The 16,708-nt window shown below is 63.0% G+C and carries 13 protein-coding genes; 9 read left to right on the top strand and 4 right to left on the bottom strand.

Annotated features, from left to right (window positions below; genetic code table 11):
* Positions 1-45: 45 nt before the first annotated feature.
* Both AC1ENN_RS00710 and AC1ENN_RS00705 read left to right on the top strand, forming a co-directional pair.
* A complete protein-coding gene (locus tag AC1ENN_RS00710; RefSeq protein WP_480406383.1) occupies positions 46-2,082 on the top strand; it encodes a bifunctional aldolase/short-chain dehydrogenase in 2,037 nt (678 codons plus the stop codon).
* A complete protein-coding gene (locus AC1ENN_RS00705; RefSeq protein WP_480391588.1) occupies positions 2,079-3,476 on the top strand; it encodes a rhamnulokinase in 1,398 nt (465 codons plus the stop codon). Before AC1ENN_RS00710 ends, AC1ENN_RS00705 begins: the two co-directional genes overlap by 4 nt.
* On the opposite strand, the gene AC1ENN_RS00700 is transcribed toward AC1ENN_RS00705, so the two are convergent.
* Positions 3,473-4,465, bottom strand: a complete 993-nt coding sequence (locus tag AC1ENN_RS00700) for a Gfo/Idh/MocA family protein (RefSeq protein WP_480406382.1) — start codon at positions 4,463-4,465, stop codon at positions 3,473-3,475. The two genes, AC1ENN_RS00705 and AC1ENN_RS00700, sit on opposite strands and share 4 nt — an antisense overlap.
* A gap of 119 nt (positions 4,466-4,584) precedes the next feature.
* Between AC1ENN_RS00700 and AC1ENN_RS00695 the strand changes: the two genes are divergently transcribed.
* From AC1ENN_RS00695 to AC1ENN_RS00685, 3 genes are all read left to right on the top strand, one after another.
* Complete coding sequence (locus AC1ENN_RS00695) at positions 4,585-5,235, top strand: GntR family transcriptional regulator (RefSeq protein WP_480391586.1); 651 nt, start codon at positions 4,585-4,587, stop codon at positions 5,233-5,235.
* Between the two features lie 8 nt (positions 5,236-5,243).
* Positions 5,244-6,512, top strand: coding sequence for an alpha-hydroxy acid oxidase (locus tag AC1ENN_RS00690; RefSeq protein WP_480406381.1), 1,269 nt, complete (start codon positions 5,244-5,246; stop codon positions 6,510-6,512).
* Positions 6,513-6,625: 113 nt separating this feature from the next.
* Positions 6,626-7,852, top strand: coding sequence for an MFS transporter (locus AC1ENN_RS00685; RefSeq protein WP_480406380.1), 1,227 nt, complete (start codon positions 6,626-6,628; stop codon positions 7,850-7,852).
* Positions 7,853-7,930: 78 nt separating this feature from the next.
* On the opposite strand, the gene AC1ENN_RS00680 is transcribed toward AC1ENN_RS00685, so the two are convergent.
* The 3 genes from AC1ENN_RS00680 to AC1ENN_RS00670 are packed head-to-tail and all read right to left on the bottom strand — an operon-like array spanning position 7,931 to position 10,090.
* Positions 7,931-8,830, bottom strand: a complete 900-nt coding sequence (locus AC1ENN_RS00680) for an endo alpha-1,4 polygalactosaminidase (protein ID WP_449648037.1) — start codon at positions 8,828-8,830, stop codon at positions 7,931-7,933.
* Positions 8,831-8,888: 58 nt separating this feature from the next.
* A complete protein-coding gene (locus AC1ENN_RS00675; protein ID WP_480391582.1) occupies positions 8,889-9,725 on the bottom strand; it encodes a M56 family metallopeptidase in 837 nt (278 codons plus the stop codon).
* A gap of 2 nt (positions 9,726-9,727) precedes the next feature.
* Positions 9,728-10,090 carry a BlaI/MecI/CopY family transcriptional regulator gene (locus tag AC1ENN_RS00670; RefSeq protein ID WP_480391581.1) on the bottom strand — a complete coding sequence of 121 codons (363 nt, stop codon included), beginning with the start codon at positions 10,088-10,090 and terminating at the stop codon, positions 9,728-9,730.
* Positions 10,091-10,178: 88 nt separating this feature from the next.
* Here AC1ENN_RS00670 and AC1ENN_RS00665 point away from each other — a divergent pair, with 88 nt between their 5' ends.
* The 4 genes from AC1ENN_RS00665 (at position 10,179) to AC1ENN_RS00650 (ending at position 16,705) form a co-directional block, all read left to right on the top strand.
* Positions 10,179-11,789 (top strand): cytochrome ubiquinol oxidase subunit I, encoded by a 1,611-nt coding sequence (locus AC1ENN_RS00665; protein WP_480406379.1) that lies wholly within the window; start codon positions 10,179-10,181, stop codon positions 11,787-11,789.
* A gap of 18 nt (positions 11,790-11,807) precedes the next feature.
* Positions 11,808-12,851 carry a cytochrome d ubiquinol oxidase subunit II gene (gene cydB / locus AC1ENN_RS00660; protein ID WP_480391579.1) on the top strand — a complete coding sequence of 348 codons (1,044 nt, stop codon included), beginning with the start codon at positions 11,808-11,810 and terminating at the stop codon, positions 12,849-12,851.
* A gap of 45 nt (positions 12,852-12,896) precedes the next feature.
* A complete protein-coding gene (gene cydD / locus AC1ENN_RS00655) occupies positions 12,897-16,223 on the top strand; it encodes a thiol reductant ABC exporter subunit CydD (RefSeq protein ID WP_480406378.1) in 3,327 nt (1,108 codons plus the stop codon).
* Positions 16,224-16,315: 92 nt separating this feature from the next.
* Entirely contained in the window at positions 16,316-16,705 is a 390-nt protein-coding gene (locus AC1ENN_RS00650; RefSeq protein ID WP_449648031.1) for a hypothetical protein, read from the top strand.
* The last annotated feature ends 3 nt before the right edge of the window (positions 16,706-16,708 follow it).

Raw genomic sequence — 16,708 nt, 5'->3', positions numbered from 1 at the left:
CTCTCCCCCCTTTTCCCTTTCGCTTCTGACAATTAGGAATAACTGATGACAAACCCCACTGCAGCTGAACTCATCGCACGCTCGAACCGTCTCGGTTCCGACCCGCGCGTCACCAACTACGCTGGCGGCAACGCGTCAGCCAAGGGCACAGAAACGGACCCCGTCACGGGCGAGCCCATCGAGCTCATGTGGGTGAAGGGCTCCGGTGGCGACCTCGGCACCCTGAAGGAAGCTGGCCTCGCCGTGTTGCGCCTCGACCGCCTGCGCTCGATGACGAACGTCTACCCCGGTGTTGAGCGCGAAGACGAAATGGTCGCCGCGTTTGACTACACCCTGCACGGCAAGGGTGGCGCCGCACCATCCATCGACACCGCCATGCACGGCCTCGTGGACGCCGCCCATGTTGACCACTTGCACCCCGACTCCGGCATCGCCATCGCGACCGCGAAGGATGGCAAGAAACTCACCAAGAAGGCTTTCGGCGACAAAGTTGTGTGGGTTGACTGGCGTCGCCCCGGCTTCCAGCTCGGACTCGACATTGCCGCGATCAAGGAAAAGAACCCTAAGGCCATCGGCTGCATCCTCGGTGGTCACGGCATCACTGCCTGGGGCGACACGAGCGACGAAGCAGAAGCAAACAGCCTCTGGATCATTAAGACTGCCGAAGAATACATCGCTGCTAAGGGCAAGAAGGCCCCCTTCGGTCGTGCCGTAGCCAAGAATGATGCTCTGCCCGAAGAGGAGCGTCGCGAGAAAGCAGCCGCGCTTGCAGCCACGATTCGCGGCATTGCGAGCCATGACCGTCCCATGGTTGGGCACTTCACTGACTCGGATGTCGTGCTCGACTTCCTCGCCTCCGCCAACGCGCCCAAGCTTGCAGCCCTCGGCACGAGCTGCCCCGACCACTTCTTGCGCACCAAGGTGAAGCCACTGCTGCTCGACCTTCCCGCCAACACGACAGTCGAAAAGACCATCGCCCGTCTGAAGGAACTCCACGAGGAGTACCGCAAGGACTACACGGCCTACTACGACAAGCACGCGACCGCCGACTCCCCCGCGATCCGTGGCGCTGACCCGCTCATCGTTCTCGTTCCCGGTGTCGGAATGTTCAGCTACGGCGCGAACAAGCAGACCGCCCGCGTTGCTGGCGAGTTCTACGTCAACGCCATCAACGTCATGCGCGGCGCCGAAGCCCTCTCCACCTACGCGCCCATCAGTGACGCCGAGAAGTTCAACATCGAATACTGGGCACTCGAAGAGGCCAAGCTGCAGCGGATGCCCAAGCCCAAGTCGCACGCCACGCGCGTTGCCCTCGTGACCGGCGCAGCATCCGGTATCGGCAAGGCGATCGCAACGCGCCTCGCTGCGGATGGCGCGTGCGTTGTCATTGCTGACCTCGACCTTGAGAAGGCTCAGGCCGCTGCCGCTGAAATCGGAAACACAGATGTCGCGATCGGCCTCAAGGTCAACGTGACCGACGCTGCAGCGATCGACCGCATGGTTCAGGATGCCGTACTCGCCTTTGGTGGTATCGACATCGTTGTGAACAATGCCGGAGTTTCACTTTCTAAGCCCCTGTTGGAGACCACCGAGCAGGACTGGGACTTCCAGCACGACATCATGGCCAAGGGTTCGTTCCTCGTCTCGAAGGCGACCGCGCCGGTGCTCATCGAGCAGGGCATGGGTGGGGACGTCATCTACATTTCCTCGAAGAACGCAGTCTTCGCTGGTCCCAACAACATTGCGTACTCGGCGACGAAGGCTGACCAGGCTCATCAGGTGCGACTGCTCGCGGTCGAGCTGGGCGAGCACGGTGTGAAGGTCAACGGCATCAACCCCGACGGTGTTGTGCGCGGTTCCGGAATCTTCGCTGCAGGCTGGGGCGCCAACCGCGCCAAGACCTACGGCGTTGAAGAAGAGGACCTCGGCAAGTTCTACGCTCAGCGCACGATCCTCAAGCGTGAGGTTCTGCCCGAGAACGTGGCGAACGCGGTGTCGGTACTTACGGGGCCCGACCTCAGCCACACCACTGGTCTCCACATCCCCGTTGATGCTGGTGTTGCGGCGGCGTTCTTACGATGACCGCTGGAGTAGTTGCCGCAGTAGATCTCGGTGCCACCAGTGGTCGGGTCATGCTCGGCCACGTCGGTCACAACGAGTTGAGTGTGCGCCCCGTGGCGCGGTTTCCCAATGGTCCGGTGCGCCGTGAAGACGGTTTGCACTGGGACATTGATGCGCTCTACTCGAGTGTGCTTGCCGGTTTAGCGGCTGCTGTTCGTGAAGAGCCACAGCTGTCGAGCATCGGTGTGGATTCGTGGGCGGTTGACTACGCGCTGATGGCGGGCGGGCAGATGGTTGCGCCCCCGTTCCACTACCGCGACGAGCGCACGGCGGCGGGGGTCGAGCGAGTGCATGCGATTGCGGATCACGCGGAATTGTACGCGTCCAACGGATTGCAGTTTCTCTCCTTTAATACGCTGTACCAGTTCGCAGCGGAACAGAACCTTGCTGACGCTGATGGTTTCTTGCTCGTTCCCGATCTCATCAATTATTGGTTGACCGGGCGCCAGGTTGCCGAACAAACCAACGCGTCAACCACGGGGCTGCTCAACATTGCATCCGGCCGGTGGGATGACGCGCTCATCGAGAAGCTCGGATACTCTCGCAACCTCTTCCCTGAGTTGGTCACTCCCGGCACAACGTTGGGGCCGGTGCGCGACGAACTCGGCATCCGTGCCGACGTGGTCGCTGTTGGATCGCATGACACGGCATCCGCTGTCGTCGCGGTTCCAGCAACGAACGATGACTTCGCCTATATCTCGTGTGGCACGTGGGGTCTCGTGGGCGTTGAGCTGAACTCTCCGGTGCTCACCGAGGCCAGCCGTGCCGCAAACTTCACCAACGAGGGCGGCGTCGACGGACGCGTGCGCTACCTGCACAACGTCATGGGCTTGTGGTTGCTGAGCGAATGCGTGCGCGAATGGCAGAAGGATGACGCCAGCGTTGACCTTCTCGAGTTGTTGGCTGCGGCATCCGATCTCACGGTGAAGGTGCCAACCTTTGACGCGAACGATCCGCGATTCATGGCGCCCGACCGGATGCCTGAGCGCATCGCCGCGTGGTGCACTGAACACGACCTACCCGCTCCCCAGTCGCACGTGGAGTTTGTGCGCAGCATCATCGAAAGCCTCAGCGTTGCCTTCGTGGATGCCGTACACACGGCCTCAGACCTTTCCGGAAAATCGGTGTCGGTCATCCATATCGTCGGTGGTGGCTCGCAGAACGAGTTGCTCTGCCAACTGATCGCGGACCGCAGTGGAATGCCGGTGCTGGCCGGCCCCGTAGAGGCCACGGCCATTGGCAACGTGCTGGTTCAGGCGCGAGCCCAGGGCTTTGTGGAGGGCTCACTTGAGTCGCTGCGGTCGCTCGTTACTACCGCGTTCTCACCTAAGCGCTACCTTCCGCGTTCTCGCTAACTCTCGTCGAGCATCGGGTAGGTGAGCCCGATCTGGCGACGAATCTCGTCGAGGGTGTGCATGATCTGCACGCTCTCGGTTGGCGAGAGGATGTCGTTGACGAGTTCGCCCGCGGCGACTAGGCGCTCGAGTTCGGCCGCTTGGAACTGCATCCCGCGACCCGTGACGGTGCCGTCGAATTCTTCGACAATGTTTCCGTCTCCATCGAAGCGGGTATGGGTGGTTGGCGCGTACCAGGTCTCGGCGATTTCGATGCGGCCTTCACTGCCGACGATGACCGCGCGCGTGGGTCCGCGAAGGTCGAGCGTGGTCTGCAGCACGGCTTGCGCTTCGGTGCCGTAGCTCGGGATCATCGAGGTCTGGCGGTCGACATCCGTTGCGGTCTTGGTGGCGACGGCGACAACGTCAGTCGGTGCGCCGAGAATGTCGTAGGCGAACGACACCGGGTAGATACCGAGGTCGAGCAGGGCACCACCACCGAGGAGCGGGTTGTTGAGGCGCTGAAGCGGATCCATCGAGATGTTCTGGTTGTGGTCAGCAATCACGCTGCGGATAGTGCCAAGCGCGCCACTCTTCACGAGTTCGCGAATGCGCACCATGTGCGGAAGGTAGCGAGTCCACATGGCTTCGAGAACGACAAGGTTCAGTTCGGATGCCCGAGCTACAACTTTTTCGGCTTGGGCCGCGTTCATCGTGAAGACCTTCTCCACGAGAACGTGTTTGCCCGCATTCAGGGCGAGCAGCGCGTGCTCTTCGTGGAAGGGGTGAGGAGAAGCAACATAGATGGCGTCAACCTCGGGGTCGGCGACGAGTGCTTCGTAGCTGCCGTGCGCCGTCGGGATGCTGTACTCGGCAGCAAACTTCGTAGCCGATTCTGCGGTGCGAGATCCGACCGCAACGACGTTGTGGCCGTGCTCAATGAGGTCACTGGTTTGTAGGCCAGCGATCCACCCCGTGCCCAAAATTCCCCATGCCAACTGCCTCGTCATGCCATCTCCTTTGTTGCGCACAAACACATATCCCGCCAACATAACAGGTCGCTATTTTGCTTTGTCTTACATTCTGCTAGATTGTTTGACAATCCAAGTCGAGGAAGTGGGAGTCAGTTGTGATCGAGAATGCCGCAGTGCTCCCCGAGACCGTCGCCCAGAAGCTTCGCGCCGACATCATCTCTCAGAAAGATGCCCCCGGCGCTTCCGTCACCGAAGCAGCCGTCGCTCTCCGTTTCGGCGTCGCTCGCCCCACCGCCCGCATCGCGATTGATCGCCTCGTCGCCGACGGACTCCTGCGCCGAGAAGCCCACCGCGCCGCCCGCGTGCCCGAGCTCAGCTACGACGACGTGCTCGACCTCTTCGACACCCGCTCCATCGTCGAAGCAGCCGCCATGGCAGCACTCGCTGAAGCCGGCGCAATTCCAGCGGCGGCGCTCGCCGCACACCGCGCGCTCACCGCCACCGATGATTTCGCCCACCACGACATCCAGTTCCACCGCGCGCTCGTCGCCGGTCAGCCCAGTTCGCGCCTCACCCGCCTGCACGAACTGCTCATGGGTGAAGTCGAGCTGTGCATTGGGCAGGTTCAATCCGCCCAACTCATTACCGCCCACGAGGTGGCCGAACAACACCAGGGCATCCTCGATGCCATCACCGCCGGGGATGCCGCCGCCGCGGAGCGCCTCACCCGCGACCACATTCTGGGGGCGCGCGATCGCCTCCTCACCCACCTCGACACCGACACCGATCTCGACACCGACAGCTAAGGCACCTCATGGTTAAGCGTCAATTTCCGAACCCCGAAGAGCTCGCGAAGCTCATGAAGTTCAAGGCCCCCGAGCTCAACGGCAAGAAGCGTCGCCTCGACAGCGCCCTCACGATTTACGACCTCAAAGACATCGCCAAGCGTCGCACCCCCAAGGCCGCCTACGACTACACGGATGGCTCGGCCGAAGGCGAGATCTCGCTGAGCCGAGCGCGCCAGGCCTTCGAAGACATCGAGTTCCACCCCTCGATCCTGCGTGGCGCCTCCCGCGTCGACACCACCACGCAGATTCTCGGCGGAACGTCCGCGATGCCGTTCGGAATTGCGCCGACGGGATTCACCCGCCTCATGCAGACCGAAGGCGAAATCGCCGGCGCGGGCGCAGCAGCGGCAGCAGGAATTCCGTTCACTCTTTCGACGCTGGGCACGACATCCATTGAAGATGTGAAGGCCACCAACCCGAACGGCCGTAACTGGTTCCAGCTGTATGTCATGCGCGAACGCGAGATCTCTTACGGCCTCGTCGAGCGCGCGGCAGCCGCAGGCTACGACACGCTGATGTTCACGGTCGACACCCCGGTTGCCGGTGCGCGACTGCGCGACAAGCGCAATGGGTTCTCGATTCCTCCGCAGCTGACGGCAGGCACGATCCTCAACGCCATCCCTCGCCCCTGGTGGTGGTTCGACTTCCTCACGACTCCCCCGCTCGAATTCGCCTCGCTCGCGACCACCGGAGGCACCGTGGGCGAACTGCTCGACTCCGCCATGGACCCGTCAATCAACTACGACGACCTCAAGATCATCCGTGACATGTGGCCAGGCAAAATTGTGATCAAGGGAGTGCAGAACCTTGAAGACTCGAAGCGCCTCGCAGAGCTCGGCGTTGACAGCATCCTGCTCTCCAACCATGGTGGTCGCCAGCTCGACCGCGCCCCCATCCCCTTCCACCTACTGCCGAACGTCGTGCGCGAAGTGGGCACGGACGTCGAGGTGATGGTCGACACCGGCATCATGAACGGTGCAGACATCGTGGCCTCGATGGCCCTCGGCGCCAAGTTCACGCTCATCGGTCGCGCCTACCTCTACGGGCTTATGGCGGGAGGGCGCGAGGGCGTTGACCGCACGATCCAGATTCTGTCGGAGCAGATCGTGCGCACGATGAAACTGCTCGAGGTCACGAGCATCGAAGAGCTCGAGCCGAAGCACGTGACTCAGTTGCAGCGGTTGGCTCCCCGTGCCGTCACCCCGAGTGCGGCCGCGGCGGTGCCCGCGAAATAAAGCCACTCGTGCCGCAGGCTGTGGTGGGTCGCCGTGCGAGTTCTCTGGCCCTGCCGGGTTCTGGATTCTGAACTCAGTCGGTCAAGACCCGGCGGGGCATAGAGTTGAGCATCGTGACTCAGAACTCTCGCGATGCTCCGACCCCCGTCTGGCGCGCGCCAGGAATGCCCGCGCTATTGGTCTTGACGGCCGCAGGTTTCGGAGGTTTCATTGCGCTGATTCCTGTCGTACCGCTGTGGGCGATTCAGGGCGGAGCCACGGAAGCTGGCTCCGGTTTCGTCAACGGTGTGTTGCTGCTCGTCACCGTAATGACGCAGCCCTTTGTTCCGCGACTCCTGGAGCGCTTAGGTACTGGCCGCGTGCTCGCGGCGGGCCTCGCCCTTCTCGGAGTTCCGCCACTGCTGCTTCTCATTTCGGATCAGCTGGGCTGGATTCTCGCTATTTCCGCGGTCCGCGGTGTCGGCTTCGGTATCCTGACTGTCACCGGCTCGACCGTCGTGGCGAACCTTGTTGATCGCGCGCAACACGGCGCTGCCGTCGGAATCTACGGCGCTGCAATCGCGATCCCGCAGATCTTCCTCGCCCCCACCGCAACCCTGCTCGCGGAGACCGTCGGATTTTGGGCCGTCTTTGCGCTCGGTGCGTTGCCCCTCTTGGGCATCAGCTCTGCCCCTCGCCTCGCACGTATTCTTCGCGCCCAAGCTGCCGAGCGTGAGTTGCTCCCCGCCACCGGTTCAACGTCGGTCGCGGCACCATCGGGCACCCGATCGCAGCGACGTATGCTCGCCGTCACCCTTCTGCGCCCCATGATGCTCCTCAGCGGCGTGACTCTCGCCGGCGGTGCACTGCTCACTTTCGCGCCACAAATGAGCTCATCGCCCGCGGCGACTGCCGGAGCGCTCGCCCTGCTCACCCTCAGCGCCGCGATCACCCGCTGGGGTGTCGGCGGCCTCTCTGATCGCTACGGTGCCGGTCGCTTCCTGTGGCCGCTCGTCGTCATCTCGGTCGCCGGCCTCCTCGCGATCGCCCAAGCGGTGCAGAACCCGGATTCCACGGGTGTTCTGCTCTTCCTTCTCGGCACGACGCTCGTCGGCGTTGCCTACGGTGGGCTGCAGAACCTCACTCTCGTGCTTTCCCTCGCCGCCGTACAACGCAAGCAATACGGCACAGCGAGCGCTGTCTGGAACATCGGCTTCGACCTCGGAACAGCCCTAGGTTCAGTGCTCATCGGCACACTCGCCACCGCGTTCGCGTTCCCGCCCGCGATCTTGGTAGCGGCAGCGATCTCGCTCTTGACGCTGCCGCTCGCGTTTATTCGCGGACCGAAGGTCACCGGCTAGCACGGTTACGGTACTCGCAGCTGATGGGCCTCGCGGCTGCGTGGCATCTCGTGTCGAGCGAAATTCCGGCGGCTGCCGTCAGCAGTGCTCGTAGACGTAATCGGGTGAGCCGGGCGGCGTGAGGTCGCGATCTCGCAGCATCGTGATGCGTGGTGTTGCGGCATCCGCGCACACTTCGGCGAAGGGTCGCCGCAGCTCGTCGGTGTACTCGATATCGATTACGGCGTCACCGTAAGAATCGGTAAAGTCACCGCACTCCTCGAACTGATCGCACTCTTCGACGATCACAAAGTCGAAGCCAATCGTGGATGCCGCCTGCCCCAGCAGCTCAGCAGAATTCTTCTGCGCCACCGCGAGCCCGTTCTCGTGACCGGCCTGCACGAGCAGCGTTGCCATCGCGATCGCGTCTGCGCGCTCAAGTAGCCCTTCGGAGCGCGAGTAGCTGTCGAGGTTATCGAACTCGACAGCCTCAAAACCTTTGCTAGCGCAGCCCACAATCGCGGGGCTCAGTTGCTCGGCGATAGCCTCCCGATTGCTTTCGGAACGAATGTCGAGAAGGGTCTCATCCGGCCAGTTCGGGTCGATAACCGCGTCGCCTGCGCTGTCTTGCAAGAGCAAATCGGTCGGCCACTGCTCGCCCGGTTGCGATTGGAAAGCATTGATGTAGCAAATGGAATATGCCCCGTCGAGCGGCTGCTCTTCTGAGTCGCGAACGACCACCGACACTGCCGCGCCGGGCTCGTAGGCTCCGCCTAACTGGTAGTCGGCGATCGCTCCCGGCTCGAAAAGGCTCCAGGCCGAGGGAGATGACCCGGCGTTGGCGGATGCGGCGGGAGAGCTCGAGTGCGTCTCCCCTGCGGGGGCGGCGGCAGTGCATCCCGCGATGGAGAGCACGAGCGCCGTCGCGAGAGTGAGTCGCATCGTCCGCGAGTTGCGTGGCCACACCGTGGAGGGTGCGTTAGGTGTGGTTGCGTTCATGACGCTGAGTTTAGACCGCACGCTATCACGTCGTGAAACGCGATGAGGCCGCGAAAAACTACGCCAACCGCAACAACCGCGCCCGCAGTTCTTTCGGGGTCGACTCGGGCAGGGCAGCGGAAAATTCACTGCGCTGCGGCAGCGCACCACCTTCGGCGACGACGGTGATTGCCCGAGCCAAACTGCCGCGACTCACGTGCGTGAGGGCGTTGTCGTCGGCGTGCATCTCGAGAAGCAGTGCCACTTCACGCGAGGCATTGCGCGCGGTCGGTAACCACGGCAGCGATACCTTCCAGGCCGTGAAAAAGATGAGCACGATGTCATGGCGCAATCGAACGTGGGCCCGCTCATGCTCAATGACGGCACGAAGTTCTTCTTCATCCAGCAGTTTGATCAGGCCAGCCGTCAAGACGGTGATCGACTTGAGGGCACCAGGCAAGCAGTAGGCGACGGGAGCCGGGGTGTCGATGAGTCGGGTGCCGGGACGGTCGACCATTGGCTCACTGAGAAGGGTGATGAGTTGAGCATGGCGGGCACGCTCTCGCTCCGCATATACAACCGTGACGAGCAGGTTTAGGAGGAGGTGGGCGGTGAGGAAGAGAGCTCCCGAGAGCGCGAGCAACGACCACACCGAGGAGCCGTCTGGCAACTCATTGTGGGTGACGAAGCGCCACATGCCGTTAGCGGCATCCGAAAGGTCATTGGCGAATGTTGAGGCCCCCAAAAGAACGAGCGAGCCAATCATGCTGGTGCCACCGACGAGTGCGACGAGTTGCCAAACCAGCAACCCCAGTGTCGGGCGACGGTAGGCCCATCTCGCCCCTGGCAGCAGTGCGGGAACAGGCCACGCTAACAAGATCGCGATGAGGCCGAGCGCGATGGCGGCAACGAGCATTTTTAGCGACCGGCGAGGATGCGGCGCAGAGTGTCGGCTTCTTCGCTCGAGACCTGACCGACGAAACGTTCGAGTACCGCAGCGCGATCGCTCGCACCACCAAGCACTTCGTGCATGAGGTCGGCCATGTGCGCCTCGCGAGCGGCGGCGGAACGGTAGCGGTGTGGTCGGGAGTCTCGCTCGCGCACCACAAAGTTTTTGTTTTCGAGCCTCGACAGCACGGTGAGGATCGTGGTGGGGGCGAGCTCACGGCCCGATTCCGAATGCTCAGCTAGTGCCGCTTGCAGGTCATACGCCGAAAGGCTTTCGCCACCTGCCCACAGCAAATCCATGACGCTGCGTTCGAGTTCTCCCAACGAATTCATGAGCCAATTCTACCTCAGGTAGAAATTATTTCTACAACCGTGTAGAAATAGTTCTACAAGACGTAGAAAATGCAGTGGAAGGTGCGGAGTGGACCCCCTAGAAATCGCGAGATGGCAGTTCGGCATCACCACCGTTTACCACTTCATCATGGTTCCCCTCACGATTGGCCTTGGCCCGGTCGTCGCACTCATGCAAACCCAGTGGGTGCGCACGGGCGACGAGAAGTGGCTGCGTATGACTAAATTCTGGGGCAAGTTGTACCTCATCAACTTCATCATGGGTGTTGCCACCGGCCTCGTGCAGGAGTTTCAGTTCGGCATGGCCTGGAGTGAATACTCTCGCTTCGTCGGCGACGTCTTCGGCGCACCGCTCGCCATGGAAGGCCTCCTCGCCTTCTTCTTTGAATCAGTCTTCCTCGGCCTCTGGATCTTCGGCTGGAGCCGCCTGCCCAAGAAGATTCACCTCGCCACCCTGTGGATCGCGGTAGCCGGTTCGATCGTCTCCGCCTTCTTCATCATCGTGGCGAACTCGTGGATGCAGCACCCGGTAGGAGTTGAGCTCATGGACGGTCGCCCCGTCATGACCGACATCTGGGCCGTGCTCACCAACAACACCGCTCTCACCGCCTATTCGCACACAATCACTGGCGCCCTCGCCGTCGGCGCCGGCTTCGTCGTCGGCATCTCCTGGTACCAGCTCTGGCAGCGTCGTCGCGATGGAATCGACACTGTGGATGCCGCAGGCCGTGTCGTCGTCGGCGAGAATGCCAGCCTCCCTGGCCGCGATCGCAAGGACCACTCGGTCTGGATCACGAGCATCCGCATCGGTGCCGTCATTGCGATTGTCGGATTCGGTGGAGTCGCCATCACCGGTGACCTGCAGGCGAAGCTCATGTTTGAACAGCAACCGTTGAAGATGGCCGCGGCCGAGGCCGCCTGCCACGACGGCACGAGCTTCTCGGTGCTTTCGATTGGCCCGCTCGGTTCTCAGGACTGTGAGGCTGTGGTCGGCATTATCGAAATTCCGGGCATCCTCTCATTCCTCGCTCATGGCGACTTCGATACGGAGATCAAGGGTGTGAACACGCTCATCCCCGAATACCAAGCACTTTATGGAACCAACCTTCCCGACGACCCGCTCTATGGCGAACGTGCCGGAATGGAAATCAACTACTTGCCGATCATGGAGGTCACCTACTGGGGCTTCCGCCTGATGATCGGCTTCGGGATGCTCGCGGCAGGCTTCGCTCTGCTCACGCTCTGGATCGTGCGCAAGGGCACGGTGCCGCGGTCGAAGTTCCTGATGGGCACGGCACTCCTCAGCATTGCGGCCCCGTTCGGTGCCAACATCGCGGGTTGGGTGTTCACCGAAATGGGACGTCAGCCGTTTGTGGTTGCCCCTAACCCGACCCCCGGTGGCGTTGACGGTGTCTACATGTTCACCGCGGCAGCAGTTTCCCCTGGGGTGAGTGGTGAAGAGATCATCTTCTCCCTCGCTTCCCTCGCGCTCGTCTACGCCTTCTTGCTGGTCTTCGAAGTGAAGCTGCTCGTCAAGTACGTGCGCGGTGGCGTTGCCTCGGCGATGCCTGAGCTCGGGCATCCAGAAGCTGGTCCCGGCGACAGCGAGAGCGATCCCAACAACCCTGACGACCCCAACCGGCCAGACCAACGCGACGACGTTCTCGCGTTCGCCTACTAAGTAGAGAGGCAGACACTCATGGAACTTCTTCCCACCGTCTGGTTCATCGCCATCGCGGCACTCTGGATTGGCTACCTCCTGCTCGAAGGCTTCGACCTTGGGGTCGGGATGCTGCTGCTCTTCAGCACGCGCAACGACAAGCAGCGCCGGCTCATGCTCAATGCCATCGGCCCGGTCTGGGACGGTAACGAGGTCTGGCTGATCACGGCTGGAGCCGCCACCTTCGCTGCATTCCCGTTTTGGTATGCGTCGCTGTTCTCAGCCCTTTACATCCCGCTGACAATCGTGCTCGTGAGCCTCATCTTCCGCGCGGTCGCGATTGAGTACCGCGGCAAAGGTTCCACGGATAAGTGGCGCATGTGGTGGGATCGCGCTCTCGGTCTCGGCTCGCTCGGTTCGGCCTTCGGCATCGGTGCAGCGCTCGCCCTCACCACGACCGGCCTTCCGATTGATGAAAACGGTGACCGCGTCGGCGGTGCTTTCGCCTGGTTCACTCCCTACGCAGTGCTCGGTGGCCTTGCTGTTGTCGGCTTCGCGCTCGTGCACGCCTCGGTATTCCTCGGCCTGAAGACCGATGGCGACGTGCGTGTCCGTGCCCGCAACTTTGTGGTGCGGTGGAGCCCCGTTGCTCTGCTGCCGATTGTCGCGTGGGTGCTCATCATCCAATTCCAGAACGGCACCGTTATTACGTGGGCGCTCGTGGTAGTTGCGGTGATCGCCGTCGTCTTCGGCTGGGTCAGCGCGCGAGCCGGGCGCGAGGGCTGGGCCTTCGTCGGTATCGCAGCATTTTTGGTCGCGGGAGCGTCATCCATTTTCGCTGCGGTCTACCCTGTAGTCCTGCCGTCGACCATTGATCCTGCCTTCAACCTGACGATCTCCAACGCGGCGAGTGGCGAATATACCTTGGGCGTTATGAGTGTCGTGACCGCGTTTGGTCTGCCGCTGGTGTTCGTGTATCAAGGCTGGACCTACTGGGTATTCCGCAACCGCCTGAGCGACAAGCACATCCCGGAGGCTCACGTGGTGAAGCCTGCGGTGGCACCCGCTTCCTCCGCAAGCTAGGGCACTCCCAGCGTTGCACAATCAGCAGAGGGCACCATGGAGGGCATGAAGGCCAAACTCCGCGAACGACTCGCAGCCGGTTTCGGCCCAGGCGGCGTACACACGCTGTTCGGGCTCGGGCTGTTGGCCGCGCTCAAGGGGCTCGCCCTCGTGCTCATGGCGGAGGCGGTTGCCCGCGGCGTCGTCGGCGTCATCGAAACGGATGATCGGGCGTGGCAGTTCGCGATTGTGCTGGGCATTGCCGCTGGCCTTCTGCGCGCGGCCGCCGCTTGGGCAACGGAGAGTTTCGCGACTCGCGCCGCTCTCGGCGCGAAGGAATCGCTGCGACGCGAACTCGCCGAGCGAGTGCTCACGGGTTCGGATTCGCGCGTCGGTGCGAGCACGGCAATTGCGACGGTCGGTCTCGATGAGCTCGACAACTACTTCCGTGTTGTGTTGCCGTCGATTGTGACGACGGCAACGGTTCCGTTGCTGATTGGCGCCCGCATCCTCTCGGTCGATTGGGTGAGTGCGCTCATCATTGTGTTGACGGTTCCTCTGGTTCCCGTCTTCATGGTGCTTGTCGGTGGGCACACGCGCGAGCGTGCTGACGCGGCGAGTGCGAGTCTCGAACGCCTTTCCGATCATCTTGTTGAGCTGGCGCGCGGCCTGCCCGTTCTGGTGGGGCTTGGCCGGGTCGGTGAGCAGTCGCGTGCTCTTCGGGCGATCTCGGCCGAGAATCGCACGACCACAATGGCGACGCTACGCACGGCGTTCCTCTCCTCCCTAGTGCTGGAACTCATTGCCACCATCTCGGTCGCTGTTGTTGCCGTCTTTGTTGGTGTGCGGCTTGTCAACGACCAGCTCCCCCTCACGGTTGGCCTCATCGCCCTTGTGCTTGCGCCCGAGTGTTTTGCGCCGTTCCGCGAACTGGGTGCCGCGTTCCACTCCTCCGAGAATGGGCTCACCGCTCTGCGCCGGGCCCGCACGATCATCGATGCGCCGCGAGCCCGTGTTCACCGGCAGCCGGAGGGCTCCTTCCGTGTTGTCGATCTGACGGTCGCCTACAACGGTCGTGCTCTTCCTGCGATTGACCAGCTCAGTTTCCGAGCGACGCCGGGAACAATCACGGCATTGGATGGGCCAAGCGGCAGCGGAAAGTCCAGTGTTCTTGAGGTGCTGGCGGGCAATCGTGAGCCCGACGGCGGCACCGTGTGGGGCGTCGACGTTTCCCGGGTGGCGTGGGTTCCGCAACATCCGCAGACCGTTGCCGACACCGTCCTCGACGAACTGCGCCTCTATAGCGACGATGAACAATCCATCAAAGCAGTGCTGCTCGAACTTGGCTTGGGTTCAATCGCTGACACCGACCCCCGCCAGGTGAGCCCCGGCGAGCTGCGTCGCATTGCTGTCGCGCGCGGACTGCTGCGCGTCGAAGCGGGCGCAACTCTGTTGCTGTTGGATGAGCCAACAGCCCATCTCGACCCGGCATCCGCTGCTCGCGTGGAGACAGCAATCGCTGAGTTGCGCGGCCGACCGGTGACGGTGTTGGTGGCGTCGCACGAGTCGGGAATCGCAGCGCTTGCCGACCAAGTGATTTCGGTCGGTGTGTCAGGCGGAACCAGGGCTGTCGAAGCGCGCGTTGACCCGATTGCGGCAACAACGGAACCGGATGCTGGCGCCCTCGCCGCGCCAAGCTCACCCCGCGCCACTCTCGCCGCCCTCCTCGAGTTTGTGCGTCCCTCATTCGGCACTCTCGTCGGAGCTATTGCTCTCGGCATTGGCGCGAGCCTCTTCGCGATCTCGTTGACCGCAATCTCGGGCTGGCTGATTGTGCGGGCGAGCGAGCATCCGCCGATCATGTACTTGCTGGTGGCGATCGTTGGCGTGCGGTTCTTCGGGTTGGGTCGCGCCGGCCTGCGCTATGCCGAACGTCTGGCGACTCACAGTGCGGTGCTGCAATCGTTGATCGAACTGCGGGTATCACTCTGGAACGGTCTCGGCGCTCGGGCCCTGGGTTCGCGGGCTCTCGCGAATGGCGGGGTCGCTCTCGACTATCTCGTCTCGGCCGCTGACCGGGTGCGCGATCTGGTTCCTCGGGTCGTGCTGCCGCCCGCGGTTGCTCTCGGCACGTCACTCGCTGCGGTTATTGCGGTTGCGTTGCTTCATACTCCCGCCGTGTCGGTGTTGCTGTGGGGGCTCGCCGCTGGTCTTATCGCGGCACCGGTCGTTGCCGTGCTGGTTGATCGCTCGGCCGCCAACGGCATCGCCAATGTGCAATCTCGTGTCGTGCGCGCCTTTGCCGCCATGACGGGTGCGGCTAACGATCTGCGCGCCAATGGTGTCGGTGAGCGGATGCTCGTGCGCCTCGATCGCATCGACGCCGAAGCCGGGGCACTCTCCCGCCGCAGCGCTCGCGCCCTTGGCCTCGGCAATGCCGTCGTCGTACTCGCCTGCTCGGTGACCGCCGTCGCGATGCTCCCCGTTGCCGCGCCCGCCGTCGTCGCCGGCACCCTGCCCATTGGCATCGTCGCCGTGCTCGTGCTTATCCCCATCGGCCTCGTTGACTCGCTGATCGCGTTCGTTGACTCCGTGCAGCAGTGGCCAGCACTCAGTGCCGCTTTGGCGAAGGTGCGTGGGGTGACGGCGGGGGTGGACGCTGCGGGAGGTGCCATTTCAGGCGGCGCTGCTGCCGCGAGTGCAGACCAACCACTCGGCGACGTGACCATTCTTGAACTGCGGGAGCTCGGCATCCGCTGGCCTTCGAGCCCGACGCTCGCTTTCTCGGGCGCGACCGCTCGGGTTGAGCGGGGTGAGTGGCTTGTCGTCGAGGGGCCATCGGGGGCGGGCAAGTCGACGTTGTTGGCGGCGCTGCTCGGGTATCTTCCGGCAGCCGCGGGTTCGTGGAGCCTCAATGGGGTGGATGCGCGCGAGCTGTCGCCTGAGCAATTGCGCGCGGCGGTCACATGGTGCCCGCAGGAGTCGCACCTCTTCGACTCAACGATTCATGGCAACCTGCTGTTGGGCCGCGCCCACGATGATCAGCCGACCGAGCAGGAGCTTGTTGCGGTGTTGCGCCGGGTGGGTCTCGGCCCGCTATTCGATTCGCTCGAGTACGGCCTCGATACTCGGGTGGGTTCGGCGGGTGCGAGCTTGTCGGGCGGCGAGCGTCAGCGCCTCGCGGTTGCCCGCACCCTGCTCACGCGAGCGGATGTCGTGCTGCTCGATGAACCGACCGCCCACCTGGATGCCGCGAGCGCCGAGCACCTCATCAGCGACCTGCGCACGGCTCTCGCCGACAAGATCGTGGTGCTCGTGAGCCATCACGATGACGAGCGCCGCGACTTCGATGTGAGCTTGCGGCTCGGGGCGCGCGAGGTCGCTGCGGTCTAGCGCTGCCGCTTTGGCTGAGGGTGCGCCCGTAACACACTGCACCTTGAGCTAGCTGCGACGATGCGTCAGTTGTTCTGGTACCGTCAGATCGCATGAGCATAACTCGCAAACAATGGGTGTGGGTCGGCGCAAGCGTGGTCATCACCGCATTCGTGATCGTGTATTTGCTGCGTCTCACCTATTTGACCGTTGCCGTTTCGGAGTGGGAGGTTCCTCCGACCTCCTCAATTCCCCTCCCTCAGGGAAGCGAGATTGTTGCGGTCGACGAAAAGTGCGCCTCGGGCGGCTGCTGGTCTCTGGTCTCGGTGCGTCCGCCCGAGGGCATGACCCCGGGCGAGCTCTCAAACGAGCTGGGGACATCGCCGCGAGAATACATCTCGGGCTCGTTCTGGAATCCGCTCACCATCGAGCTAAGTTCCGAAACTCAGGGTCCGCTTCTCATTGTCACCGCCGGCTTCGCTCCGGACAACTACATCCCCTGAGCC

It is taken from the genome of Rhodoglobus sp. G.S.23 (assembly GCF_056675935.1).
This window is presented reverse-complemented; position numbering and strand designations above follow the sequence as displayed.

Bases quoted from the DNA above. Each gene is read 5' to 3' on its own strand.
- AC1ENN_RS00710 (WP_480406383.1), top strand. From the start codon at position 46: ATGACAAACCCCACTGCAGCTGAACTCATCGCACGCTCGAACCGTCTC.
- AC1ENN_RS00705 (WP_480391588.1), top strand. From the start codon at position 2,079: ATGACCGCTGGAGTAGTTGCCGCAGTAGATCTCGGTGCCACCAGTGGT.
- AC1ENN_RS00700 (WP_480406382.1), bottom strand. From the start codon at position 4,465: ATGACGAGGCAGTTGGCATGGGGAATTTTGGGCACGGGGTGGATCGCT.
- AC1ENN_RS00690 (WP_480406381.1), top strand. From the start codon at position 5,244: ATGGTTAAGCGTCAATTTCCGAACCCCGAAGAGCTCGCGAAGCTCATG.
- AC1ENN_RS00680 (WP_449648037.1), bottom strand. From the start codon at position 8,830: ATGAACGCAACCACACCTAACGCACCCTCCACGGTGTGGCCACGCAAC.
- AC1ENN_RS00675 (WP_480391582.1), bottom strand. From the start codon at position 9,725: ATGCTCGTTGCCGCCATCGCGCTCGGCCTCATCGCGATCTTGTTAGCG.
- AC1ENN_RS00670 (WP_480391581.1), bottom strand. From the start codon at position 10,090: ATGAATTCGTTGGGAGAACTCGAACGCAGCGTCATGGATTTGCTGTGG.
- cydB (WP_480391579.1), top strand. From the start codon at position 11,808: ATGGAACTTCTTCCCACCGTCTGGTTCATCGCCATCGCGGCACTCTGG.
- cydD (WP_480406378.1), top strand. From the start codon at position 12,897: ATGAAGGCCAAACTCCGCGAACGACTCGCAGCCGGTTTCGGCCCAGGC.
- AC1ENN_RS00650 (WP_449648031.1), top strand. From the start codon at position 16,316: ATGAGCATAACTCGCAAACAATGGGTGTGGGTCGGCGCAAGCGTGGTC.